The following is a 26,116-nucleotide window of genomic DNA, read 5'->3' as shown; positions in this document are numbered from 1 at the left end:
TTTTATAATTATTTAATCCGGATTGGCCATAATTTTAAACAGTTCGGAGTTTGAAATGAAAAAGCGGTTTTCTAAAGCAATTCTAGAAAGTTGTGCGCTAACCAAATTGTTCTCTCTGGTGTTGATTAAAAATAGAGAGCTTTCACCAAATGAAAACAGTCGCTCTTCTGATTTTAGCATCGTTAAATTATCATTTACCAATCCTTTAATCAATTGTTGTTGCTTTATGAGGGATTCTATTTCAGTTTTTTGAGCGTTAATTTTATTGGTCAATTGTACTTTTTCCAGATTCAAAGCAAATTGGGTTTCTTGCACCTTGAATTTGGCTAATTTCAGGCTTCCTCTCTCTTTTCTTAAAAACAAAGGAAAGTAAAAGTTGAGTCCAATTTTGTAATCTTCAAAGCGGTAATTATCTATATAACTTGGTTCCGATAAATAGCTGTAACCCACGTCAATTTTGGGTAGAAGCATATTGGCTTTCAATTTTTGCTCGACAGTAAGCATATCAATTTTACTCTCAAGGGCATTAATTTTTGGGTGATTGGTAATTGAGAAATCTTGGTTCACCAAGTCATTAGTGCGTAAACTTTCTTGAATAGTGAATTCTAGTTGTGCCTCTGGAATAAGTTCTTCGGCAAGTTCTAATGGAATGTTATTCTCCAGCCATAAATAATTTGATAGTTCTAGTTTTGCTTTTGCTAATTTTAATTGAGAGTCTTCTAAACTCAGCGCTCTGTTTTTTACAATAATACCAGCCTCTACACTATCAATTGCAGGTTTATCACCTTGAACAATTAAGGATTTAATTCCTTTAAATCGGATTTGGGCATTCTCGTTGTACTCTTTATAAAGTGCAACTTCGTTAAAGTTTTTTTTCCAATTGAAATACGCTACAGAAGCATCATAGAGAACTGCAATTGCCTGTAATTTGCGTTCGGCTTGGCTCAATTGCAATTGCATTTTAGCTTTGCGTACATCGGCCATTCGTTGGTTAATCAGTAATCCTTGACCCAAAGGTACAGTGATCCCTAAGGATGTCAGTCCTTGATTTGGCACCGTGTTTTCCGGATTGAGGTATACGCCTTCGTTGTTGTCAAAGCCAGCTTTAATCTCAATTCCGTACCAAGTTGGTATTTTAAAACTACTATTCAAAATAGAATAATACTCGGTGTCTTTGAATTGTTTTTTGCTAAAATCAACTTCAATTTTCGGATCGAAACCACCACGAGCCATCATCAAATTTGCCTGCGCTTTGCTAATTTCTAGGTTTGCATTTTTTACCAACGGATGGTATTTTTTTACGTAACCTAAATATTCATTATAGGTAAATTCTTTGGAAGGAATGTTTTGAGCAGAGGCAACAAAACCAAAAAATAAAAACGCAATAAGTAGTTGTTTCATTATTTCTTTTCTTTTGAAGTCGCAGTTGCAGAGGTGTAATAATTAGGAGGGAAGCCGTTAAGTGTTCTCCAAATTTCAAACCAAACAGGGACATTATTCAATAGCGCAAGTGTTTGTGCACCCGCACCAATACTTAGTTGTTTTGGCCATTTGTGATCGTTTTCGTCAGGAGCAATCAAAACTCTATATTTTCCATTTGGGCTTATAAAATTTTCGATAGCTACAATTTTTCCACCAAAAGTTCCATATGACATGTTTGGCCATCCCGAGAAAACAATAGTAGGCCATCCGTCAAACCATACACGTACTTTTTCGCCTTTGCTTATAAGTGGTAAATCAATCGGATTCACGTAAGTTTCTACAGCAATATCATATTTGGCAGGCATGATCGTAGCAATTGGGGTTCCTTCTTTTATGGTTTCTCCAATTCCTGATTGTAACGCCCTGTTCACGTAGCCGTTTTGAGATGCTTTGATATAGTACATTCCGTTACGAATGCTGTAGTTGGCATATTGATTTTGTAACTTATTTACTTGTGCGTCGGTATCAAACTGATTGCTCAAGGCTGTAAATTTATCGCTATTCGCTTTCGAAGCTTTTTCAGCGTATTCGGCACCAATTCTGTTGATTTCAACTTTGGCGTTAATGAATTCGTTTTTACTAGTCAGTAATTTGTTTTCCTGAGTAATGATTTTGGCTTCAACTTCTTGTAATTTAAGTCGTTTTTCTTCAATATCAGTTAAAGGTTTTAAGCCTTCTTTGTTCAGTTCAACAGTTCGATTGTATTGTGTAGTTGCAATTTTCAGTTGTGTTCGCACCGCAACTAAATCAATACTATCGCTTTTTATTTTAAATAAAGCTTGTTTAATTTTATTATTGGCTTGCTGTAGTTTCAAAACCTTTTCACGTTCAATTGCTTCTATTTGGCCTTCTAAAGTAGTTACTTTTGACCCGTATGAAAGTAAGGATTGTTTCTTAGCATTCATTTGGTTCTCGGTGTTTTGTACCAAGTTCGGATCCATATACTCTTCTTTTATCTCCGAGATAAAGAGTATGGTATCGCCTTTTTTTACATAATCACCTTCTTGTACGTACCATTTTTCGAGTCGTCCTGAAATAACACTCTGAATAGATAACGGGCGCTGGTTGGGTTTAAGTGTAGTAACGCTACCTGAACCCGAAATGTTTTGTGTCCAAGGCAAAAACAAGGCAATGACTCCTATAATAGATACACCAGCAATAATCTTATTTAAGATTTTGTAATGAGGCCTATTAACTAAATTTTTTACTGTAGTAAAGCGCTCCAATGAAGGCAGCTTTGTATTGTTTTCAGATATGTTTAGCATTTCTAAATATTTTTTGAATCAAGTTGTATGATGCCATTTTGCATGGTTATTTTTCGCGTACATTTTGTTTTCCAGTACGGATTTTTAGAGGAAACAATGATGGTCCATTTGTGTGAATCGGCCGTAATGAAATCAATAATTTCGTTAGCTACTTTTTCGTCCATCGCATCAGTTGGGTCCTCATAAAACAAAATTTTTGGCTTGTGAATAATGCTTCGTGCCAAAAGTAACTTTTGAGCATTAGATGAAGAAAGTTGTTTGCCTTCTGGAAAAATAGGAGTATCAAGACCTTTTGGTAAAGCTTTGATAAAGCCCGATAATTGTACGCCATCAATTGCCCATTTTAAGTCCTCAGTTTTGATACTCGGATCATTAAAGGTTATGTTTTCAATCAAAGTTCCTTCAAAAGGAGTTTCGCCCGAAATGATAGTGCCAATTTGTGAACGGTATTGTTTTAAATTGATTTTCTTAAAAGTGTCATCGTTGATGTAAAAAGCACCAGAAGTTGGCTGTAGTAAACCTGAAAGGATTCGAATTAGCGTTGTTTTCCCTGAACCATTAGCTCCATCAATCACTATTTTTTCACCTTGTTCGATTTTGATCGATAAAGATTGTAAAATTTCAATTGGAGAGTCAGGGAATTTAAAGCTTAAATTTTCAGTTTCTAATGCGATCCTGTTGTAGCAGGTGTCACTATCAAATCCTATTTCTTCTTCTAGACTTAAATCGGTTACCTGCCCGATTTTTTCAACTGAAGTAAGTACGTCATAAAACGTTTCAAGACCTAAAATGATTTTTTCAACAGAATTGATAACCAAAAGAATAATGATTTCTGCAGCAACAAATTGACCGATGTTCATTTGTTGTGATAAAACTAAGAAACCACCAATAGATAACAAACTAGCCGTGATTATTACTTTAAACAGAATCAATTGTGTAAATTGTCTTTGGATAACTTTAAAGTGTTTTTCGCGATAATTTAAATAATCAGATACAATCGTATTGTTTTTTTGAAGTCCGAAATTATAATTTAAATCGTTTTTAAAACTAAAACTATTACGGGCCATTTCTTGTAACCAACCTGCAACTCTGTATTTGAATTTCGATTCTTTTAAACTCGTTTCAAGACCTGAATTATAGGAGAATTTAAAAATAAAGTACAAGAGTAAAAAGAGCAAAAGTCCAAAAACTATAAAATACGGATGGTAAAGTGAGAGTAAAATGATTCCAAAAGCGATTTGTAATAATGCTGCCGAAAAATCAATTAATAATTTAGAGGTTCCTTTTTGAATAGTCAAAGTATCAAAAAAACGATTCGCTAATTCTGGCGGGTAGGTATTGTACAAAGCCTCCGTTTTTATTTTAGGAAGTCTGGCGCCAAATTCAAATGAGGAGCGAACAAATATTTTTTGCTGTAAATTCTCGGTGATTCGCAATTGCATTAAAGATAAAATACCAACAAGTGCTACTCCAAAAACTACTAAAACAATCAAGACGATCCAAGAGGCACTCACACGACCAGATTGGATAAAATTGGTTATGGCTTGAATTCCTAATGGTAACGACAAGCTAATCAAACCTGCGAAGATGGCGTAGAAAAATATTTGATAAACATCTTTTCTGTCTAACGAAAGTAAGTTGTAAAATCTACGTAACGGTGTTTTTTTCATAGTTGTTTATATTGCAATTTTTTCTACTAAATCAAGGTAAAAATCAGTTGGTGATACTGTTTCATTACAATTAGTTATTGTTTTTAAATGGTCTTTCAAAAAGTGTTGGTGCAAGGCGCCTTCTACAATTGATGAAGCTAAGCTTTTAGCATACAAATAATTTGGATTGACAAGTGCAATCATCTCGATTAATCGGTTAATTACACGTTTATAAATCAGGAAAAAGCCTTCTTTATTTTCTTCGTCAACTTCTTTGGTTAAAAGAGTTTTAGTAAATTCAGCAATAATTATTTTGTTTAAAACAGACTCATTTATATGTGCTGTAGTAGAATCATCTTCAATTTTTTCGGTAACGATAATTACGGCTTTTCTTAATTTTTCGATGGGACTTTGAATATTATTTGTCGCAAATACGAGTTTGTACTCTATCCAGCCCCAATACCAAGAGGATAAATAGAGTAGTAACTTGTGTTTGCTTTCAAAATAACGGTAAATAGAGCTTTCGTTTGAACCAATTGCTTCTCCTAATTTTTTAAACGTAAAATTTTCAAAACCAATTTGATCAATCATCAAAATACTGTGTTCGATAATCTTTTTACCCAAGGCTGAAGTTTCGGGGTTTTTAACGTACAGTTTTTCGTTGACTGAAATAATAATATTTGTTAAAATAGAATCCATTAGAAGTATTTTTGCTGAATAAAAGGAATGTTAGTTTTTAAAAATTGATTTTGAAGCCAAAATTAGTATTTCTAGTATCTTGTAAATCAACTTTGATTTTGTTCCCTTTTAAATCAAGGTATTTCAAATGATCTAAAGTTTTAATCACGGGAATGCTTTGCAACTGATTGTTTCCTAAGTATAAATTTTCAAGATTTTTAAAGTTTAAAATCTCATCGGGTAAGGCAGTAAGTTTGTCTCCCTCTAGATGTAGTGATTTTAAATTGGGTAATTTGGCTAAAATGGAAAGTGTTTTGGGCACATCCATCTTTTTGTCATCGTTTAAAACTATTTCTTCTAAGTTCGATAGTTCCCCAAAAGTAGCAGGTAAAACGCTAAAGTCATTACCACTCAAGTCAATTTTTTTAAGAGATTTTAAAGTGGTGATCCCTGTGGGGATTTCTTTTAAATGGTCATTTTTTAACGTCAGGTATTCTAAGTTGGTAAATTTTGACCAATCAATGGTGTTGAATTTTAGTTTTTGATTACTTAAATTCAAATTGATAATTTGTTCCGGATGTTGCAGCGCCTCCTCAAGATTGGTGTATTCCTTGTTTGATTCGATTTTGATTTGTGCAAAAATTAAGGAATTGTAAATACAAAGAAACGCGAGTAAAAGTAATTTTTTCATTGTTCAACTATTTACGGTTTGCACAAAGGTATCAATAAGGTTAATAGTAAAACTATTAATATAGTGTTTTTAACTTTAATTTAATAATCGATTAATTAGTATTAAAAAATTTCAAGTGGCTGCTTGCGCAACTGATGGCTAGCAGCCCTTGAGATTTACTTTTTTGTGGCATCGATATTTATTATGGTGTTCAATATGAAACCATTGTTGTTTTGAAAAACGTTGCGTTGCTCGATTTCTCGGCCTAATTGTACGGTTTGATTCAAATAGCCAGCCTCTAAACGAAGTTGGTTGTTCAACTTGTATCCTAACAAAATCCCTAACCTGTTTTGATCAAATATGTTTTCATTGACATTTTTTCCAAAACCAATTAGGATTTCATTATACGCGGCAAGGTAGGGTGTATGATCAGCAATACTTGTTCCTTTTAATGGTACTTGTACGCGTAGCATGTAGCGCAAGCGATGCAATAACAAATAATCGTCTTCACGTTCTAATTCAGCATTGGTATAGCGGCCTACAAAACGTTGCTCTAGCATAAAGCGATGCGAAATATCCACAAGCGAAAGTTTATCTGTTAATGTAGCCATTTGAAAGATGCGGTGCTCGGTAAAGTCCTTGCCAAAACCATTTATAGGAAAATCTCCGTAAGGTTGTGTCTCTATCCAAGCGTAACCTAATCGGAGTTGTAATTTTGGATTTGCTTGATAATTGAGACCAACACGCAATAATCCTTGTAATGGGTCTTGAATGTAGTTGTCGCGGCGCCACTGATATTCAGAGTGGATACTATATTTGTCGCTAATTTTCACGGTTCCAAAATAGCCTAACCAGCCTATTTGGTTGCGATCAGTAATGCGGGTATTTTGCGAAAAAGTCCTGTTGCCTACTAGAGACAACAGGGCTAAAAAAAGAATGGCGTTTGTTTTCATTATTTTTTAAGTTGTGGTAAGTTATGTAAAGTTTCTGGTAAAAACTCTACTTTTCCGGTGTGAATATCATAAACAGCTCCTACAATTAATATTTCTCCGTTTACATATTTTTTGTGCAAGATAGGTTCTAAATCTCTTAAGTTATTGACTTGATCAATTACATTTTGTCTTACTGAGTTGTTAACGGCATTACCTGGTAAATGAGCGCATTTTGCTACTGCTGGTTTGATTTCATTAATTAAGGTTACAATATGTCCTGGAACATTTTCTGGACGTTCAACAGCTGCTGCGACTGCGCCACATTCTGTGTGCCCCAGCACAACAATAAGTTTTGTTTTTAACTTTAAAGTCGCGAATTCCATGCTCCCATAGGATGCTGCCGCCGATACTTGTCCCGCGGTGCGAATGATAAACAAGTCTCCAAGACCTTGATCAAAAATCATTTCGTTTGGTACACGTGAATCAGAACAAGCTACAATTGTTGCAAAAGGCTCCTGTCCGTTTTCAAGTTTTTTGATAGTCTCCATGTTTTGCCTTGGTTTGATGCTCTTGCCTTCAACAAAACGCTTATTGCCGCCTATTAATTTTTTGAGTGCAATTCGAGGATCAGCATACGCTGAATCTCTATTGACTACATAATGTTCTTTCTTCCATTTTAAGGAATCAATTTCTACTTTTTTTACAGCACTTTTTTTCCTCTTTTTTTCTTGCGAATAAGATGCAGTGGTGAGTGCTAAACACATTAAAAATAACATTACTTTTTTCACGGTAATAAAATATTAGTTATACATTTATAATTTGATGCAAATCTAATCAAAATTAATAGCTTTGCTATCAGTTATAATTATTTAACTTTTATTTATGTGTTGATTAATCTCAATTATGATAGTTATATGAATAAAAAAAGGAGCTGTTCAAAATTACTTTTGACAACTCCTAGATTTTTATTTATTGTTTGGTCTATCGTGGCTCACCGTTTTTACCGGGAGCGCCATTTTTTCCATTCTCGGTTCCTATTGCATCTGATCCATTCTCGCCAGGGCTACCGTCTTTGCCTGTTTTAAGTGAGATGCAACTAGCCAAAGTGATACTTAACAGCGCAATGATGTACTTTTTCATAGTAGAGAGTTACAAGTCATTACTGCAGGTTTTTCAATTCCCATTAACTCTAAAATAGTTGGTGCAATATCACCTAAAACTCCGTCGTGAACGTTTCTTATTTCTTTGTCAACCAATAAAAACGGAACTGGATTGGTGGTGTGTGCCGTATTTGGGCTACCATCAGGGTTAATCATTGTTTCACAATTTCCATGATCAGCAATTACAAGTGTAGTGTAGTTGTGGGCTAGAGCTGTAGTAATCACTTTTTCTACACATTTATCGACTGCCTCACAGGCCTGAATTGCTGCGCTCATGATTCCGGTATGACCTACCATATCACCATTCGCAAAGTTCAAACACACAAAATCTACCTCTTCTTTTTCTAACTCAGGAATCAATGCTTCAGTTAAATCATAAGCACTCATCTCGGGTTGTAAATCGTAAGTAGCTACTTTTGGCGAGTTTTTTAAAATGCGGCTTTCGCCAATAAATGGCTGCTCTCTACCACCCGAAAAGAAGAAGGTTACGTGTGGGTACTTTTCTGTTTCTGCAATTCGAATTTGTTTTTTGTTGGCTTTTTCAAGTACTTCGCCTAGTGTTTGAGTAATATTGTCTTTGTTGTAAACTACTTTTACGTTGGTATAGGTTTCGTCATAATTGGTCAACGTAACATAATACAAGTTGAGTTTATGCATGTTTTGTTCGTGACAATCCATTTGGCATAAAACCTCTGTAAGCTCGCGCCCTCTATCAGTTCTGAAATTAAAAAAAACTACCACATCATCCTCTTCAATTAATGCAATCGGTTGGTTACATTCATTAACCATTAAAATCGGATTGATGAATTCATCAGTAATATTTTCGTCGTAACTAGCTTCTATAGATGCTACTGCATCATTAGATGGGATTCCAACACCATTTACCAATAAATCGTAAGCTAGTTTTACCCGTTCCCAGCGTCTGTCGCGGTCCATTGCATAATATCGACCAATCACCGAAGCAATTTTTACTTTAGTAGGAGCAATATAGTCTTGAAGATCTTGTATGTATTTTTTTCCTGATTTGGGATCAACATCGCGTCCGTCAGTAAAAGCGTGTACATAAACGTTCTCCAGTCCGTATTCTTGTGTGGCATCGATCAATCCGCGCAGATGTGAAGTGTGTGAGTGCACTCCTCCATCAGATACAAGACCTAAAAAATGTACTTTTTTGTTATTTATTTTAGCATAGGTGAAGGCATCAATAAGCACTTGCTCTTTTGCAAGCGTACCGTGTGCTACCGCCAAATTAATTTTTGCTAAATCTTGGTAAACAATTCGTCCTGCGCCAAGATTCATATGACCTACTTCGCTATTGCCCATTTGTCCTTCTGGCAGGCCAACATTCAATCCATCGGTGCGCAATTGTGCACTAGGATAGTTCACATACAAACGATTTATAAACGGAACATGCGCGTTGTCAATTGCAGATACTTTCGGATCAGGTGATTTTCCCCAACCGTCCAAAATCATTAAAATTACTTTCTTATTCATGAGTTTTAGTTTTAAACAAAGGTAAAGTATTTCTAAAAATCTTGAGGAACATGAAAACCACAATTGCATTATAGCTTAAATAGCTTTCAAAAAAATGATAATTCTTTTATTTGCAGTTGTAATTTTTAAAATTAATGCAGTTATAAGCGTTTTGCTACTTGGTTTGCATCTATAAAATAGCGAACACTAATAGAGAAAACATGATTCAACGCATCATTGTTTAACAAAGCAGTTACATTATTTGTGAATTCTTTATTGATGCTTCGATCAAATTTACCTGCATTGTTGCGGTATAAGACTGATACTTGACTGCCAGGAGCAAACCACCAATTGTACGATAAGTCGGCATTCCAAGAGTAAAAACTTGAATTCTTGTTTGCGTTATAAGTGTTGTTTGGATTCAATCGGCCATCATTACCTAAAGTAAGTGCATTTTTGTTTTCGGCATACGACCAATAATGACGTAATGCGATGTTAAAAGTCATTTGACTGTTTAGTGAATATTTACCAGAAAGCGTATTGGCATAAGTTACCACATTACGGTTAGCAAAAACAATTGTATTGGGTGTTGCCGCATTTTGATCCTCATTTACGCTATCAATGAAACCCTTGTTGTTGTTTTGTCTAGAGAAATTGAAATTGTAATTCAGTGATAACTTGTCATTGAAACGGTATCGTGGTCCCAAAGAGAAGCCATATGATTTGCGACCTGCTTCATCAAAAACAGAAAATGATGGATTGAAATCAAAAGCAAAAGGATTATTGTAGTTGGTCGAAATATAAATAAAACCGCCAATTCTAGTTGGGCGAATTACGAAACGATCAGCGGCTCGAGGTTCGTAATAATCATAAGTTTCTACCGGGTTAGCATCGAATCCGAAACCAATGTAATGGTTTTTTTTGGTGTTCGAATTCACCTGATAGTTGATATTACTCGATTGTATTTTTCCAGTTTCTTTTTGAAATTGAGTGTAGGCATTAATCCTAGTGTTAAAGGAGTTGAAATATTTAGTAGGGTTTAAAATTCTGTAGCTCGCATTACCATAAACGCTGTAATAGTTGGTTTCGAAATTGATCCCCAAATCATTATTGTCAAAATCTTTACTCATGACATCGCCTCCAATGCCATAGCGAAATTTACCGCTTGTTTCAGCAAAGTTAAGTTGCGAATTGATTCCAGTTTTAGTTGCGCCTTCATTGACATGACTATATTTAAAATCGCCCGATAAGTTGTAGGTGTTTTTTTTAGTATTCAAATCCCAAACTAGCGCCGTTACGTTTCCGTCTCTAAAACTTCCGTTTCTGGTCACATTGGTATTCACAAATGAAACTGAGGAATTTTTGCGAAAGCGCTGGTCAAGTACCAAAACATTATAATTTGCCAACGGTTCAAGTAATTCTCTGCGTGTTTCTCCAGTTACAGTGTTAGCTATAGTTGCCGAGGTTTTTTGAGTAACGGCATTTAAAATTCCTACTCCAAGTCCATTTTTAGTTCTTCCTGATACCTTGAAGGCATTTATTAAACTTACGTTAGCAGGATTTTCAAGAAGAACTTCATTGGTTCCTACTGATGGTGAATTCGTCGGATTACCACCAATTCTTCTCGAGTAAACCAAATTTCCTTTGCTAAACAAGTCAGTTCCCTCTGTAAAGAAGGGTCTGTTTTCATTGAACTGCTGTTCAAAAGGACCTAAATTTAGGATTTGATCATCAAATTTTGTTTGACCAAAATCAGGTATCAAAATCATATCTAAGGTGAAAGCATCATTGATACCATACTTTACATCCAAACCACCTTTGAGAGTTCCTACTGTTTTTTGTCGGGAATTGGCATCCACATAAAAAGAGGAGTAAGGCAATAAAAAGAGTCGAGTTGGTGGTTTTATATTTTCAATTCCTTCTAAAATTCCAGTTTGTTGTGTAAAAGTCCCTAATTTGGAGTCGATAAAATTCCATGTGTATTTAAAACGATCTCTGCGTACTTCTCTAAAAAAATTAAGTCCCCAAGTTTGTTTTTTCTCAGCTGAAAATCGCAATGCAGCATAAGGAATTCGCATTTCTACGTTCCAACCTTTATCTGTAATGACGGCTTTACTTCGCCACACAGCATCCCAAGAATAGTCCTCGCCATTGGTATCGGTTGTAATACAATCGGCTTGACCATCAGCAGCATTTACAAAAAATTGAAAATCTTGCTGCCCATCATTAAATCCATTTATAAACACTCCAAATACATCCGAAGTACCAAAATCATCGCGTTGTGTAATTTCACGAAGAATTTTTTCAGGATTTTCGTCATTCATTATAGCTGCAATATAAATAGCATCATTGTCATATAAAACACGAACTTCAGTTTTCTTATTTTCAGGAATGGGTTTACCGTTATCCGGTTCAAAGGTGATAAAATCACCCGCTATTGGTGCAGTTTGCCAAACAGACTCGTTGATTTTGCCGTCGATTTCAATTTTGTCAGAAATGAATTTTGTTTCTAATTTTTTTCTTTGTCCAAAGCTGTAAATGGTGCCTAATAAAAGAGTCAACAAGATTAGTTTTTTCATGAAACGATTGATTGGTTGATTGATGATGATTGTAAAACCAAAATAGCTTCAAGAAGATTGTCTTTTTTTTGCTTTTAAGTTTGCATTAATAGACTAGTTTGTCTGTGAAATGTTACAGTTGTGGCATAAAAAATATTATTTTAACACATTCGCATCAATGAAATAGCGGATACTAATAGATAACACACTAGTAAGGTTGCTATTGAATACGTTTTTTAAATTTGTGGTCAAATTTTTCTCTACTGTACTAGCACGCTGTAAGCCGTAATTACGATACAAAAGTGAGATTTCACTGCCGGGTGCAAACCACCAAGAGTAGGACAAATCAAAGTTCCAAGAATTAAAATTTCGGTCTTTGTTTAGATTGTAATTGTTATTTGAAGTTAAAAATCCATTTGGTTGCAAGGTGAAAAATTCTCTATTTTTTGAGTATGACCAATAGTAGCGAGCAGTTAGGTTGAGCGTCATCTTATTATTGATGGAGTATTTCCCGGTAAGATCATTTTGCAGGATTTCGCGGTTTCGTTCTGTAAAAACAATTTCGCCATTGTCCCCAAAATCAACCCATCCACGATCTTGATTTAATTTTGAGTAATCGATAGCAAATGCTAAAGATAGTTTGTCGTTAAAACGGTACTTTGGGGACGCGTAAAATTCGTAAGTGTTACGTCCTTGTTCGTCAAATTTTACATAGCTAAAAGTCATATCCACCAAAAAAGCATTGTTTCGGTTTAACTCAAAACCAAAATAAGTAGCTAAGTTTCGTGGTCTGTAAACGTAACTGCCGTAATCGCGTGGCTCGTAAAAATCATATACTGTAAAAGGATTCGCTACTATTCCCAATTCAAAATAGTTGTTTTTTAAAGTAGTACCTTTAACGACAGTTTTGTACCAAGCTTCTTGCATTTTACCGGTTGTATTTTGTAATTCTAAATTGAGTTCTTGTTCCACTTTTAATGTATTAAATACTTTAGTGGGGTTTAAAATACGGTAGCTAACATTAGCAGAAGCAGCATGGTAATTGGTATAAAAAATAATACCTAGGTCATTGATGTCATAGTTCTCAGATAAATATTTTCCTGAAAATAAATAGCGATAGCGGCCACTAGTTTTTTCAAAGTTGATGCTCGTTTTGTAGCCACTGTAATTTTTAGTATCATTCACATGACTAAACTTAAAATCACCATATAAATTATAGGTGTTTTCTTTAGTGCTTAAGTCATAAAGTAAAGCAGATGCATTGGCATCCCTAAAACCGCCATTTCGGGTAGTGTTGGCATTCACAAAAGTAACCGAAGAATTTTGATTAAATCGTTGGTCGAGTACTAACATATTATAATTAACCAAGGGCTCAATTACCGCTTTGCGGGTCATGCCAGTAGCTTCATCTAGAATTGTTGCTTTCGTTACTTCAGTAATAGCATTTAAAAATCCAACGCCTAGTCCTTTTTCGGTGCGGCCTGAAACTTTTACCGCATTTATTAAATTAACAGTACTTGGGTAGTCGATTATCTGTTCAGTATTATTTAATTCGGGTTCACTTGTTGGCGATCCGCCAATTCTACGGGAATAAAACAGTCCACCCTTATTGAATAGATCTGTTCCTTCAGTAAAAAAAGGTCTGTTTTCTTCAAAACGTTGTTCGAAGGGTAATAAGTTTAAGATGGCATTATCAAATTTTGTTTGACCAAAGTCAGGTACAAGAATGGCGTCTAGCGTAAATGAATCATTGATTCCGTATTTAATGTCAAGTCCAGCTTTAAAAGTATTATCGTAGCCAATATCGCTTTTTTGTGCATAGGCTGATGCATACGGAATAAGAAATAATCGAGTAGGAGTTTTGATATTTGATATGCCTTCTAAAATTCCGGCTTGTGGAATTACAGCTCCAATTTTGGTATCAATTCGGTTCCAAGTATATTTTTGAACGTCTCTTTTTATTTCGCGCATGAAGTTCAAGCCCCAAACTTGCTGATCTGATTTTGAAAAACGCAGTGCAGCATAAGGAATTTTCATTTCTACAGACCATCCAAAATCAGTCAATAATACTTCGCTATCCCAAATAGCATCCCAAGTAAAGTCTTCAAAATCTTCAGTTGCTAAGCAGTCCATTTGAACTCCAGCGGCACTAACAAAAAAACGAAAATCTTGCTGTCCGTCGTTAAACCCGTTGATATAGACCGCAAAATGATCCGATACTCCAAAAACATCTCGGTTGGTTAATTCCTTTTGAATTTTACTCGGTTCGTTGTCATAAAGCAGTGCCGAAATGTAAATAGCGTCATTGTCATAAACAATTTTAACCTCTGTCTTTTTATCTGCACTAATGGGTTTTCCATTATCGGGTTCAAACATGATAAAGTCAGTAGCTACTGCAGTTGAGCCCCAAATTGCTTCGTTTGCTTTGCCGTCTATGATGATGCTTTCGGTGGTTTTTTTGGCTTGGAGTATTTTTTTTTGACTGTAATTATTTACAGAAAACAATAGCATGAGCAATGCTGTTAAATATTGTGGTTTTGGCATGAAATGGTTGGTTGGTTTTGAACAAAAGTAATAAAATTAACAAATAAATTGTAGTTTTTTTCACCATCTGCTCTTTTATTGTTCCTATTACAAAAATACCTGTAAGAATAAAATTGTGTTAAAAATTATTCATTTCTCAATAAATAACTTAGGTTTGCAAACCCAAATTTATTTACAACATAAAGATAATCAATGATTTATAATACACTTCCTACGCTATTTATTTCGCTTTGCTCATTATTTTTACTTTCTGAAAATGGTGCTTCTATTTCAACAGAAACTAAACATTCGTTTATTGCTCGTCATGAAGTTTCAAATCTTGACGAAGTAGAAGTTCTTTATCAAGATTTACAGCTCAAAAACAAACAAATTCCAACATTAGAAAGTTTCCAGCAGGCCGTGGATGCCTATACTAAAATAAAGCACAAAGGGCTTGTGCAAAAGGAACTGCTTACTATTATTGATTTTAGTTTGTCAGCAAATACCAAGCGACTGTGGGTGATTGATATGGCCACCCACGAAGTTAAATTTCATTCTTTGGTATCGCACGGCCGAAATACTGGTGAAGAGTTTGCTACTTCATTTTCAAACGCTGCAGAATCTTTTAAAAGTAGTCTTGGTCTTTATCTAACTGCTGAGGTTTATTCTGGCAAACATGGTTTATCTCTTAAATTAGATGGTCTTGAAAAAGGAGTAAATGATCATGCGAGAGCAAGAGGTATTGTGATGCATGCCGCTGATTATGTTTCGGAATCTTTTATAAAAAACAATCAACGTTTGGGCAGAAGCCAAGGTTGTCCTGCTGTACCAAGTAGTATTTCTAAAGAAATTATTAATCTTATTAAAAACAAATCTTGCTTTTTTATCTATCATCCTTCGCGTGCAGTTGCTTTGGGAGGAACATTTGTATCATAATTTAAAGTTGAAAAATCCAATTATCTAAAAAATGAATCAAATTTTGGTCTAAATTGAAGATTAGAAGGCTTGATTTTAGGTTTTGATTATTAATTTTTAATTTTTTTTTTCGTCAAAATTATTGATGATAAGATTTTCATAGTAAATAAATTAGGTGCGGAAATGTACTTTGTTGAGGTCTGAAAGTGGAGTGAATTTTAGTTTTTTTCAGAAAAAAACTTGCAAGAAAGCAAAGTTATTAAGTATATTTGCACCGTTGTAATGCGAAAGTAGCTCAGTTGGTAGAGCTCCAGCCTTCCAAGCTGGTTGTCGCGAGTTCGAGCCTCGTCTTTCGCTCTAGGTTTCAAATCTAGTTTTTGAAATTAAATTTATTGTATTACAATGCGAAAGTAGCTCAGTTGGTAGAGCTCCAGCCTTCCAAGCTGGTTGTCGCGAGTTCGAGCCTCGTCTTTCGCTCAAAGCCTCAAACATTTGTTTGGGGCTTTTTTTATGCAATGTATTCACTTCTTATTTGCATATTCAATTTAAACCATAAAAAAAATCCAAAGTAAACTACTTTGGATTTTTTTAATTTTCTTATTTCAAAGCGCTCAAATCAGAACCAGTTGGTAACTCCTCTGCTAATTGATTTTTCAAGAAGAGTCTTGCTGTTATGGGGCCTTTTAGTGTTACTTTGTCTGCTTTCACCTCAATCCAACTTCCTTCGCGCAGGCCCAAAACTGGAGCCGAGTTGTACGCGTGAAATTCTTTGATGCGGGTTTCTCGTGTTTCGCCCATGTGAGTAGATCTTGGATCAGGATCAAGATAATGTGGATTTATGTTGAAAGGAATAAGTCCCAGTGTTTGAAAACTTGGCGGATACGCAATTGGCATATCGTTGGTGGTTTGCATACTCAAGCCACAAATATTACTTCCTGCACTACATCCTAAATAAGGAGTTCCTTTTTTTAGAACTTCTGCTAGAGCGCCCATTATTTTGTTTTTGTAAAGCTGAGAAACCAGTACAAAGGTATTTCCGCCCCCTGTAAATATTCCTTCGGCTTGGTGAATTGCATTTTCAGGATTGTCAAATTCATGTATGCCAACGACTTTTTTATTGATCTTGGCAAATGCACTTTTTACTTTATCGGTATATTCTTCATGGCTCATTCCGCCTGGCCTTGCATATGGAATAAAAAGAATTGTATTACATTGACTGAATAGCAATTCTAATTCAGGAAGTAAATATTGTAAGTAATCCTCATTAGCTAACGTCGAGGTACTCGCTATGATGGCGTTTTTCATAGTTTAATATAATTTTTTTGATAAAGGTATTAAAGTCTGTTTTTGTATTCCTTTTTAATTAACATTTTTTTACCACGGCATTAGTATTAAATTTGGAGTTGAGTATGATACTTTTACGTGCTTAGGGATGACGTTATGCGACAAACAATGAGGATATACTGTTTATTTTTGATTCTTTTTGGTTTTAATTTGTCTGCACAAAATGCAAATAGATCAATTGTAAAAGGTCGAGTTGAGGTTGTTCGTGCAGATGCGGCAGGGATTTATGTCGCTAATAAGACTACAAATGATGTTGTGCAGACAGATGCAGAGGGTAATTTTGAAATAAAAGCTACCGTGGGTGATGCCCTTTGTTTCACTGCTCCTCAGTATAAAGAATTTTGTTTGGTGCTCACTGCAATTACTTTACAAAAAGAGGTTTTGTCAGTTTTTTTGAAACGAATTGTCAATGAACTCGATGAGGTAGTTGTTTCAGAGAAAGTAAGTGCAACCAGTTTGGGGATTATCCCGAAAGGGCAAAAAGTATACACACCTGCAGAACGAAAATTATATACTGCTACACATTTAAATGCTTCGGCAAATGCAGGGAGCATGGCCGGAGGATCTATTTCGGCTGATCCGCTTTTGAATTGGATTTCAGGAAGAACGAAAATGTTAAAAAAAGAGTTGCAAATTGAGAAAAAGGAGCGCTACATGCGGCAATTTGAAGCTTTGTTTTTGCCAGATTATCTTATTAGTAAGCTTAAAATCCCATCAGATTATGTAAAAGGTTTTGAGTACTTTGCCATAGAAGATGCTCAATTTGTGGCCTCTTTACAATCTAAAAATAAATCAATGAGTCAATTTTTAATTAATGATTTGGCTATCAAATATAAAAAAATACTAAGTGAATAATTATAGAGTCCTACTGTTGCTATTTTTTTTGCTGTTGATGCAAGGCATTAGTGCGCAAGTCAACTTGAGTCGTCAGTTAAAAGGTCGGGTTGTTGCTGACTCGGTAAGTGTAGATCGAATCAATATCAACAACATTACAAGTAAAGTTTTGGTGCTTACTCAAAGTGACGGTACTTTCGAAATTGAGGTTAAAAACGGTGACGTACTAGTCTTTTCTGCCGTTAATTTAGAAACCGTGCGAAGAACAATTTCAGCCATAGACCAAGTCTCGGGAAATGAAATGCAAATTCGAATGTACTCCAAAAGTATTATTTTAAAAGAAGTGGTTATTGCCGAATCGTCTATTACGGCTGAAAGTTTAGGGATTATTCCATACGGTCAAAAAAAATATACTGCAGCAGAACGAAAGTTGTATACTGCAACTTCTGGCGGCGGAATAGATGGCTTATTAAACACTATTTCTGGAAGGAAGGCTATGCTGAAAAAAGAGATTTTGGTCGAAAAAAAAGAAAGCAATTTATATCGATTAGAAGCCTTATTTGACGAAACCTATTTTACTGAAACCTTAAAAGTGCCGCAAGATTATGTAAAAGGATTTTTATATTATTGTGTTGAAGACAATGCTCTTGCAGCGGCATTGAAGGCCAAAAACAAAACATTGGTTATGTTTTTGATTGTGCCATTGGCTGAAAAGTATAACCAACTTCGAATGAGTGAAAACTAGTATCTATCTCCTTTTGTTTGGATTTTTCACTACGGTAATGCTGGCGCAAAATCAAAAACTAACTTCGATTCGAGGTTTAGTTGTGTGTCAAGAGCAATCCATCGCCGATGCTACAATTAGAAATGCGACAACGGGCCAAGAAGTTAAAAGTAACAGTATTGGAAGTTTTTCTGTTTTAGCAAAAACAGGAGATGAACTACTTGTTTCGGCATTTAACTATGAGACTGTTCGTAAAATAATAACTGCACAAGATTTACTTTCAAGCGATGTAAAATTTGAACTTTCACAAAAAATTACCGTATTACCCGAAGTCATTGTAAGGGATCAAAAGATTACGGCACGCTCGATTGGGGCACAAATCACAGAACCTAAACGGTTCACGGCTGCAGAGCGAAAGCTTCAAACTGCTGGGGATTTCAAACCAATTATGTTGTTGGGATTACTTGGTGGTTCCATGCCGCTCGATCCTTTGATTAATAAAATTAATGGGCGAACGAAAAGATTAAAAGTATTGGTTGCCTTAGAGAAAAAGGAGCAAGTAGTAAAGCTTTTGTCGGAATGGTTTGAGCCTAATTTTTACACCGATCAACTACAAATTCCATCGGAGTTTTGTTCTGGTTTTAAATTCTTCGTTGCTGAACAACCCTCTTTTGTAGTTTTAATGGATACTCGGGATAAAAATAAAATTGCTTTTGAACTGGCTATTTTGGCTATAAAATACAAAACGCTTTTGCATTCAAATGAATAGAGATCGCCTTCATTCATTTGATAATGAAATGTATTAAAATACTTTTAATTGCACATTTATAAAGTCATTTGCTGTTTTTTTGTATTCTATTAAAAAAATCATAATTTTTTTTGAGTCGAGATGAAACCTTTTGCGTTTTTTGGCGTCTAACAAGTTCTAGTTCGCAAGTGTTATTTGCTTAAAAGGAATTATTGATTAAAAAATGAAAAAATCTGTTGTAGTTATTTTACTGGCATTGTTAAGTTTGACGGTGTCTTCATTTGCTTATCACAAATTTTATGTAGGCCTGTTTCAGGTAAATTTTGTACCTGAAAAGAAAATGTTACAAGTAACTGCTCGGTTGTTTGTTGATGATTTAAATTTGGCATTGGGGAAAAAATACAACAAAAAAGTGTACTTGGGAGACCAAAAAGAAACCACAGAAGATGTTGTTTTATTAAAAAAGTATTTGAACGAAAAATTCAATATCAAAATAAACAACCAAAGCAAACCGTTTTTCTTTGTTACTAAAGAATTAGAAGGCGATGTTTTGGTTTGTTACCTTCGTTTAAATGAAGTAAAAAAAATATCGGAGCTAGAAGTGTTTAACAGTTTGCTTATGGAGAGTAGTTCAGAGCAGCAAAACATCATGCATTTTAATATAAAAGGAACTAAAAATACGTTACTGATGACCAGTAGTTCTGCTCGCGGAATGTTAAAATACTAAATTAACAGTCTCTTAATCACTAAAATTCTTAATTTCACACCAGATAATAACCAGATTTCTACCTATGAAAAAATTGTCCTTTTTACTATTTTTTCCTGCGATGCTTTTCGCACAGGAAAAACCGGCTACAGTCGCGCCAAGACAACCAGGCAAATACGACACCAATAAGTTTAGCCAAATGTACGATTTGATGGCTACGCCAAACATGTTTCGTACTGCTTCTGGAGCGCCAGGTCCAGCTTACTACCAACAGCAGGCAGACTACAAAATCAACATTGAGCTTGATGACAAAAAATCAAGATTAACTGGTTCTGAAACCATCACTTATACTAATAATTCACCAGATACTTTAGAGTATTTATGGGTACAATTAGACCAAAACCAACAAAATAAAAATTCACAAACTCCTTTGGCAGAAAGTCAGAGAATAGATCAAGTTTTGCCTGCATCAAATTTTGCAAGCAAGTTTTTCAAAGACCCATTAGAGCGTGGTTTTAATATTGAGCAAGTAAAAGATGCAAAGGGCAATCCTTTATCATACGTGATCAATCAAACCATGATGCGTATCAATTTAGCTACTCCTTTAAAACCGGGTGAGAAATTCTCATTTGGAATTAATTGGTGGTACAACATCAATAATTATAGAGCAGAAGGTGGTCGTTCTGGATATGAATTGTTCGAAAAAGAAGGTAACAAATTATATGTAATTGCTCAATTTTATCCAAGAATGGCAGTGTATAATGATGTTGAAGGTTGGCAAAACATGCAATTCTGGGGAACAGGTGAGTTTACTTTACCTTTCGGAAACTTTGACGTAAACATTACTGTTCCTGCTGATCATGTGATGGAAGCAACTGGAGAGTTAATGAACCGTAGCGAAGTATTTACTCCAGAGCAAGTTAAAAGATACGAATTGGCAACAAAATCATATGATAAGCCAGTGGTTATTGTAACACAAGCAGAGGCTGAGGCCGCTGAAAAAGGGTTCTCAGATAAAAAGAAAACTTGGAAATTTAGCGCAAAAAACGTAAGAGATTTTGGTATTGCTACGTCTAGAAAGTTCATTTACGATGCAATGGCTGTAAAACTGAGCGAAAAAACAGTTATGGCAGTATCAGTTTATCCAAAAGAAGCAAATCCATTATGGGGCGAAACTTCAACTAGAACTGTTGCACATACTTTAAAAAGTTATTCAGCACACACGTTTGATTATCCTTATCCAAAAGCAGTTTCAGTTTCTGCCGAAGATCAAGGAATGGAATACCCAATGATTTGTTGGAACTATGGTCGTCCTGACGAAAAAGGAGTAACTAGCGATCGTATCAAAAACGGAATGATTGGTGTAGTAATTCACGAGGTAGGGCACAACTTTTTCCCGATGATCGTTAATTCTGATGAGCGTCAATGGTCTTGGATGGATGAAGGATTGAACACGTTTATGCAATACATGGCTGAGCAAGAAATGAATGTTAATTTCCCTTCAAGCCGCGGACCAGCAAGTAAAATAGTTCCTTACATGAGCGGTGATCAAAAATTCTTGGAGCCAATTATGTCTAACTCTGAAACGATTGTTCAATTTGGATCTAATGCTTACGGAAAGCCAGCAACAGGTTTAAACATTTTGAGAGAAACGATCATGGGAAGAGAGTTATTTGACCATGCATTCAAAGTTTATGCGAACAGATGGAAATTCAAACACCCAACTCCAGAAGATTTCTTCAGAACAATGGAAGATGCTTCAGCAGTTGATTTAGATTGGTTTTTTAGAGGTTGGTTTTATTCTACAGACTATGTTGATATCGGTGTAAAAGAGGTGAAGCAATATTTTGTTTCTGAAACAGCAACTAAGGAATTAAAAGATGCGGTAGTGCGCAGAGGTCGTTTCGGACAAGAAAAAGGACCTTTTGTTTACTTAGTTCCAGGAACAAGCGAAGAATTGCCAGCGAAAGATAAAAAAGCATTGGCTATTTCAGATGTGAATTTACTATCTGATTACGTAAACAAAAACTTTTCAGCAGAAGAAAAAGCGGCGATTAAAGCACCTAAATTCTTCTACGAAGTAGAGTTCAACAAGCCAGGCGGAATGTTAATGCCTATTATTGTGGAGTTAACTTACGAAGATGATACTAAAGAAACATTCAAGTATCCAGCTCAAATTTGGAGAAAAAATAATGATACTGCCAAAAAAGTATACGCTACTGCAAAGGCAATCAAAAAAATTCAAGTAGATCCAAAATTAGAAACTGCTGATATTGATGTAACCAATAACACTTGGCCAAAAGAAGAAGTAAAATCTAAATTTGACTAAACTTAAAAACAAAAAAAGACTCTGCAAAGAGTCTTTTTTTTATGAAATAATTAAAAGTCAAAGGGTCAAAAAGTAATATCTTTGTCTTTGAAATAAAATAACACTATTATGTTCGGTATAGGAGGAGGCGAATTAGTTTTTATCATGTTTATTGTGCTCATGCTTTTCGGATCAGATAAAATTCCTGAAATCGCTCGCACTTTGGGTAAGACCATGGCACAACTAAAAAACGCTACAAACGATATTAAAAATGAAATTCAAAAAGGAGCAGAAGCTAATGGTTTCGACTCTAAATCATTAACTGATTTCACAGGAAATATTACTAGCGAAATCAATAAAGCAAAAGAAAATTTGCTAGGTGATACAACTCAATTTACAAGTATTACAGAGGGTTTTAATAACGAAATCAATACTGTGAAAGACAATTTAATTGTAGATACAACGAAGCCTGTTGATGCTGCTAAAGAAGTTATTGAGGAAATAGAAGGTCCCATCAAACGCCAAATGTAATGCTTGACAAACTACGTGCAATTGACATTGATTTATTCGTTTTTCTTAACGGTTTAGGTTCAGAGTCTTTCGATCCGTTTTGGTTGTTGGTAACTAAACAAATCAATTGGATTCCTCTTTTTTTGTTATTGCTATACCTCATTTACTCTAAGATAGGTGTCAAACAAACCATTTATTTACTGGTTTTTGTAGCTTTGTTAGTTACGTTTACGGACCAAGTTACGAACTTATTTAAAAATGGTTTTCAACGCTTGAGACCATGTAACAATACTGATATTAACTCTTTCATTCGAGTAGTGCAGCAACGTGGATCGTACAGCTTTTTTTCAGGCCATGCTTCTAATTCTATGGCAGTTGCAACTTTTATATTTTGTGTTTTTCGATCTCAATTTAAATATTTTGGTTTCATTTTTTTATGGCCGTTGGTTTTTGCATACAGCCGAATTTATCTTGGATTACATTATCCGCTAGATATTCTTACTGGCTATTTATTTGGAGTTTTAAGTGGTTATTTGGTATTCAAAACTTATTCTCATTTTCAAAAAAAGTATTTTCCGCTAGGACAATAATTTTAAAAATAGTTGAATTAAATCTTTAGTATAAAATTCAAAATCCGAAATCATCTTACTTATTGCAGTAAAGTGATTTCGGATTTTTTATGTTGAAAAGTAATTTCAGCTATTTACAAAACACGGCTGACCGTCAAACCATCTCGAATGGGTAATAAAACAGTTTCTACGCGTGGGTCTGTAGCTAAAAGTTGGTTGTATTCTAATAATACTTTTGTGCTCACATCTTTTGGGTTTAAAGGTTCTAAAACCTTTCCACTCCAAAGTACATTATCAGATAAAATAATGCCGCCTGGATTCATTTTTGGAAGAATCAATTCAAAATACTCGAGGTAATTTTCTTTATCTGCATCAATAAAAACCAAATCAAATTTAAGTTCTAGCGTGGGTATAATATGTATTGCTTCGCCTAAATGTTGCACAATTTGTGCTCCCCAAGGTGATTTGTCAAAGTGCTTTCGTTGAAAGTCGACCAATTCTTCCTTGATGTCAATCGTATGCAATTGCCCGTTTTTTAGCATGCCTTCGCAGAGACACAATGCAGAATAGCCAGTATATGTTCCTATTTCTAGGATGTTTAATGGTCTAATTAGCTTAGATAACATGCTCAAAACACGACCTTGAAAATGGCCGCTTAGCATTCGCGGAAGCAGAATTTTTTGGTAAGTTTCTTTATTCAAAGCCGCTAATAATGCAGGTTCTTTTTCAGAATGTTGTTCGATGTAATCCTCTAATTCAGGCGAAATAAAATGCATGATTCAAATTTTTTGCTGTGGATTGCAAAGTTACCAAATTATAAAATCAACAAGTGTGCATTTCTTTAAATTGATGAAATAAATCAACAAATTGTCATTAAATTTGCAGCATGGAAATGGATAAAAAAGACATACGATCTTTAACAAAAGAGCAACTTCGTGATTTTTTTGTGGCCAATGGCGACAAGGCTTTTCGAGGCAATCAAGTGTATGAATGGTTGTGGAGCAAAGGAGCCCATAGTTTTGAAGATATGACTAATGTTTCAAAAGGAACACGTAGTATGTTAGAAAAGCACTTTGTAATCAATCATATTATGGTTGATACCATGCAACGTTCAGAAGACGGAACGGTTAAAAATGCTGTTCGTTTGCATGATGGCTTGGTTGTAGAGTCGGTTTTAATTCCTACCGCTACCAGAACAACTGCTTGCGTTTCAAGTCAAGTTGGGTGTAGTTTAGATTGTAATTTTTGTGCTACTGCACGATTAAAAAGAATGCGTAACCTAGAGCCTGCCGAAATTTATGATCAGGTTGTGGCTATAGATAAAGAAAGTCGTTTGTACTACAATCATCCCTTGTCAAATATTGTTTTCATGGGAATGGGCGAACCGCTTATGAATTACAATAATGTTTTGAAGGCGATCGAAATGATTACTTCTACAGAGGGTCTAGGGATGTCTCCAAAACGTATTATGGTTTCTACATCAGGCGTTCCTAAAATGATAAAAAAGCTGGCTGATGACGATGTCAAATTCAAATTAGCAGTCTCTTTACACTCGGCAATTGATGAGGTTCGTGCACGAATTATGCCTTTTAGCGCCAGTTTTCCATTAGCTGATTTGCGTGAATCATTAGAGTATTGGTACCGTAAAACCAAAAGTAAGGTTTCGTACGAATACGTGGTTTGGAAAGGGATAAATGACAACAAACAAGCGGTTGATGCTTTGGTTAAGTTTTGTAAATACGTGCCATGTAAAGTAAACTTGATTGAATACAACCCGATTGATGATGGCGAATTTCAACAAGCTTCCGAGGAGTCAATCAATGCCTACATTAAAGCATTAGAAGCTAGCGGAATTGTGGTAAAAGTACGCCGCAGCCGCGGTAAAGATATTGATGCAGCCTGCGGACAATTGGCAAACAAAGAAGCATAAAAAAAATGGAGTTCAAAGTTGAGCTCCATTTTTAGTTTCCGATAGGATTAAAAATTAATTCCCTAAAATTATTGGTTTTGCCTGTCCGCCATCAATGGCTAACATTGCAAGATTATCACATTCACCATTGCCGTATTCAATAATTGCATAGTGAGATTCCTTGCTAATTTTTAGTTTTCCTGATACAGGAAAAGGCATGGGAGTTTTTTGTAAGCTGCAAGCCGTTTTGTGTATTAATGCAGTTCCCTTTGCAACTAGCCAAGTATAAATCGATCCATTTGGATGTTTGGTGGTGAACGTTCCATAGGTGGCGAACACGTCGTCAGCAAGATTCAAACGAGTAGCAAAACCTGCAACCATTTCTCTTATTCTTTCTCCTTTACGGCTATAAACACCTTCTCTAGTTGTCCATGTCATAGCGTTCATAGAAAATGTGGTTTTTGGATGTAATTCATTCCCCGTTCCAATCATTTCTCTTTTCCAGGTTGATGTTCCCTCTAATTTATTGTCATTGATATAAAAATTATTGAAGGTAACAGTCATTATTTTAGGGAAAGTAGTTCCTACTGTACGCGTTAAAATAATTTGGCCTTTAAGGAATTGACCTCTAAACAAACAAGCAGCTGTGTTTGGATTGCCAAAAGTGATTGTGATTTTTCTAACGGTAGCTGTAGAGCCCAAATCGCTTACTGTGGCACAAGTAGGCAATATGGAGTGGTAGTTGCCTATTGTTCTTCCTGTTGATGTCCCTTCAGATAATTCATACTGATCGTCAACAATAACAGCAATATCATCTACAGCATTATCCATTTTTTGTGTTGCAGCAACCTCATTAGTGGTTACTATCGTATCAGCTGCAACCGGTTCGGATTCGTTGGTACAACTATTAAAACTAAGAATGCCAAGTGTCAATCCGAGAATTAAAATTTTCGATTTCATATTGATGGGGTTTTTGGTTTATTTTTATTAGATGCTTATTTGGGAAAAAGGTTTAACGTATATGTTAATATTATATTTAAAATTAGTAAATAAAAGTTAAATAATAGAGATTTCAGCAATTGTAACTGCTGTTAAGTTCAGTGTTATGCTTTTTAAATAATACACATACTTATATTTACGTACAGTTTTTTTGTTTCAA

At 35.1% G+C, this 26,116-nt stretch carries 23 protein-coding genes and 2 tRNA genes; 11 read left to right on the top strand and 14 right to left on the bottom strand.

Features of this window, described 5'->3' with window-relative positions:
* Positions 1 to 12 precede the first annotated feature (12 nt).
* From KBJ98_RS00390 to KBJ98_RS00340, 11 genes are all read right to left on the bottom strand, one after another.
* Positions 13 to 1,401 carry a TolC family protein gene (locus tag KBJ98_RS00390; RefSeq protein ID WP_210787807.1) on the bottom strand — a complete coding sequence of 463 codons (1,389 nt, stop codon included), beginning with the start codon at positions 1,399 to 1,401 and terminating at the stop codon, positions 13 to 15.
* The gene (locus tag KBJ98_RS00385) at positions 1,401 to 2,747 is read right to left on the bottom strand and encodes an HlyD family secretion protein (RefSeq protein WP_210787806.1); all 1,347 of its coding nucleotides are present in this window, start codon (positions 2,745 to 2,747) and stop codon (positions 1,401 to 1,403) included. Before KBJ98_RS00385 ends, KBJ98_RS00390 begins: the two co-directional genes overlap by 1 nt.
* A 2-nt stretch (positions 2,748 to 2,749) precedes the next feature.
* Positions 2,750 to 4,417: a peptidase domain-containing ABC transporter gene (locus tag KBJ98_RS00380; RefSeq protein WP_210787805.1), complete on the bottom strand. Its 1,668-nt coding sequence runs from the start codon at positions 4,415 to 4,417 to the stop codon at positions 2,750 to 2,752.
* 6 nt (positions 4,418 to 4,423) lie between these two features.
* Positions 4,424 to 5,095: a TetR/AcrR family transcriptional regulator gene (locus KBJ98_RS00375; protein WP_210787804.1), complete on the bottom strand. Its 672-nt coding sequence runs from the start codon at positions 5,093 to 5,095 to the stop codon at positions 4,424 to 4,426.
* 37 nt (positions 5,096 to 5,132) lie between these two features.
* Positions 5,133 to 5,765, bottom strand: coding sequence for a leucine-rich repeat domain-containing protein (locus KBJ98_RS00370; RefSeq protein WP_210787803.1), 633 nt, complete (start codon positions 5,763 to 5,765; stop codon positions 5,133 to 5,135).
* 155 nt (positions 5,766 to 5,920) lie between these two features.
* The gene (locus KBJ98_RS00365; protein ID WP_210787802.1) at positions 5,921 to 6,697 is read right to left on the bottom strand and encodes a DUF2490 domain-containing protein; all 777 of its coding nucleotides are present in this window, start codon (positions 6,695 to 6,697) and stop codon (positions 5,921 to 5,923) included.
* On the bottom strand, positions 6,697 to 7,440 hold the full coding sequence (locus tag KBJ98_RS00360; RefSeq protein WP_210787801.1) for a carbonic anhydrase: 744 nt from the start codon (positions 7,438 to 7,440) through the stop codon (positions 6,697 to 6,699). Before KBJ98_RS00360 ends, KBJ98_RS00365 begins: the two co-directional genes overlap by 1 nt.
* Positions 7,441 to 7,657: 217 nt before the next feature.
* Complete coding sequence (locus KBJ98_RS00355) at positions 7,658 to 7,816, bottom strand: hypothetical protein (RefSeq protein ID WP_166133267.1); 159 nt, start codon at positions 7,814 to 7,816, stop codon at positions 7,658 to 7,660.
* The gene (gene gpmI / locus KBJ98_RS00350) at positions 7,813 to 9,330 is read right to left on the bottom strand and encodes a 2,3-bisphosphoglycerate-independent phosphoglycerate mutase (protein WP_210787800.1); all 1,518 of its coding nucleotides are present in this window, start codon (positions 9,328 to 9,330) and stop codon (positions 7,813 to 7,815) included. Before gpmI ends, KBJ98_RS00355 begins: the two co-directional genes overlap by 4 nt.
* Before the next feature lie 140 nt (positions 9,331 to 9,470).
* On the bottom strand, positions 9,471 to 11,888 hold the full coding sequence (locus tag KBJ98_RS00345; protein WP_210787799.1) for a DUF5916 domain-containing protein: 2,418 nt from the start codon (positions 11,886 to 11,888) through the stop codon (positions 9,471 to 9,473).
* A gap of 135 nt (positions 11,889 to 12,023) precedes the next feature.
* Positions 12,024 to 14,411 carry a DUF5916 domain-containing protein gene (locus KBJ98_RS00340; protein ID WP_210787798.1) on the bottom strand — a complete coding sequence of 796 codons (2,388 nt, stop codon included), beginning with the start codon at positions 14,409 to 14,411 and terminating at the stop codon, positions 12,024 to 12,026.
* Positions 14,412 to 14,603: 192 nt separating this feature from the next.
* Between KBJ98_RS00340 and KBJ98_RS00335 the strand changes: the two genes are divergently transcribed.
* The 3 genes from KBJ98_RS00335 (at position 14,604) to KBJ98_RS00325 (ending at position 15,782) form a co-directional block, all read left to right on the top strand.
* Positions 14,604 to 15,326: a murein L,D-transpeptidase catalytic domain family protein gene (locus tag KBJ98_RS00335; RefSeq protein WP_210787797.1), complete on the top strand. Its 723-nt coding sequence runs from the start codon at positions 14,604 to 14,606 to the stop codon at positions 15,324 to 15,326.
* Between the two features lie 263 nt (positions 15,327 to 15,589).
* Positions 15,590 to 15,662 (top strand) — tRNA-Gly (locus tag KBJ98_RS00330).
* 47 nt (positions 15,663 to 15,709) lie between these two features.
* Positions 15,710 to 15,782, top strand: a tRNA-Gly gene (locus KBJ98_RS00325).
* A 120-nt stretch (positions 15,783 to 15,902) separates the two neighbouring features.
* Here the strand turns inward: KBJ98_RS00325 and pepE are convergent.
* Positions 15,903 to 16,610, bottom strand: a complete 708-nt coding sequence (pepE, locus tag KBJ98_RS00320) for a dipeptidase PepE (protein WP_210787796.1) — start codon at positions 16,608 to 16,610, stop codon at positions 15,903 to 15,905.
* Between the two features lie 147 nt (positions 16,611 to 16,757).
* Here pepE and KBJ98_RS00315 point away from each other — a divergent pair, with 147 nt between their 5' ends.
* The 7 genes from KBJ98_RS00315 (at position 16,758) to KBJ98_RS00285 (ending at position 23,069) form a co-directional block, all read left to right on the top strand.
* A complete protein-coding gene (locus tag KBJ98_RS00315) occupies positions 16,758 to 17,504 on the top strand; it encodes a hypothetical protein (RefSeq protein ID WP_210787795.1) in 747 nt (248 codons plus the stop codon).
* Entirely contained in the window at positions 17,497 to 18,228 is a 732-nt protein-coding gene (locus KBJ98_RS00310; protein WP_317192470.1) for a hypothetical protein, read from the top strand. Before KBJ98_RS00315 ends, KBJ98_RS00310 begins: the two co-directional genes overlap by 8 nt.
* Complete coding sequence (locus KBJ98_RS00305; RefSeq protein WP_210787794.1) at positions 18,218 to 18,976, top strand: peptidase associated/transthyretin-like domain-containing protein; 759 nt, start codon at positions 18,218 to 18,220, stop codon at positions 18,974 to 18,976. Before KBJ98_RS00310 ends, KBJ98_RS00305 begins: the two co-directional genes overlap by 11 nt.
* Before the next feature lie 202 nt (positions 18,977 to 19,178).
* On the top strand, positions 19,179 to 19,682 hold the full coding sequence (locus KBJ98_RS00300; RefSeq protein WP_210787793.1) for a DUF6702 family protein: 504 nt from the start codon (positions 19,179 to 19,181) through the stop codon (positions 19,680 to 19,682).
* A 64-nt stretch (positions 19,683 to 19,746) separates the two neighbouring features.
* On the top strand, positions 19,747 to 21,990 hold the full coding sequence (locus KBJ98_RS00295; protein ID WP_210787792.1) for a M1 family metallopeptidase: 2,244 nt from the start codon (positions 19,747 to 19,749) through the stop codon (positions 21,988 to 21,990).
* A 108-nt stretch (positions 21,991 to 22,098) separates the two neighbouring features.
* Positions 22,099 to 22,500, top strand: a complete 402-nt coding sequence (locus KBJ98_RS00290; protein WP_166133286.1) for a twin-arginine translocase TatA/TatE family subunit — start codon at positions 22,099 to 22,101, stop codon at positions 22,498 to 22,500.
* Positions 22,500 to 23,069, top strand: coding sequence for a phosphatase PAP2 family protein (locus tag KBJ98_RS00285; protein WP_210787791.1), 570 nt, complete (start codon positions 22,500 to 22,502; stop codon positions 23,067 to 23,069). The genes KBJ98_RS00290 and KBJ98_RS00285 overlap by 1 nt, the downstream gene beginning before the upstream one ends.
* Before the next feature lie 113 nt (positions 23,070 to 23,182).
* Here KBJ98_RS00285 and KBJ98_RS00280 read toward each other — a convergent pair whose 3' ends face one another.
* Positions 23,183 to 23,824: an O-methyltransferase gene (locus tag KBJ98_RS00280; protein ID WP_210787790.1), complete on the bottom strand. Its 642-nt coding sequence runs from the start codon at positions 23,822 to 23,824 to the stop codon at positions 23,183 to 23,185.
* A 110-nt stretch (positions 23,825 to 23,934) separates the two neighbouring features.
* Between KBJ98_RS00280 and rlmN the strand changes: the two genes are divergently transcribed.
* Complete coding sequence (rlmN, locus tag KBJ98_RS00275; RefSeq protein ID WP_210787789.1) at positions 23,935 to 24,978, top strand: 23S rRNA (adenine(2503)-C(2))-methyltransferase RlmN; 1,044 nt, start codon at positions 23,935 to 23,937, stop codon at positions 24,976 to 24,978.
* Positions 24,979 to 25,032: 54 nt separating this feature from the next.
* On the opposite strand, the gene KBJ98_RS00270 is transcribed toward rlmN, so the two are convergent.
* Entirely contained in the window at positions 25,033 to 25,917 is an 885-nt protein-coding gene (locus tag KBJ98_RS00270; RefSeq protein WP_210787788.1) for a hypothetical protein, read from the bottom strand.
* Positions 25,918 to 26,116: the final 199 nt, after the last annotated feature.

Origin of the sequence: Flavobacterium erciyesense, from assembly GCF_018069925.1 — a bacterium.
Lineage (GTDB): Bacteria > Bacteroidota > Bacteroidia > Flavobacteriales > Flavobacteriaceae > Flavobacterium > Flavobacterium erciyesense.
The sequence above is the reverse complement of the archived record's forward strand: the minus strand, read 5'-3'. Positions and strand labels throughout refer to the sequence as shown.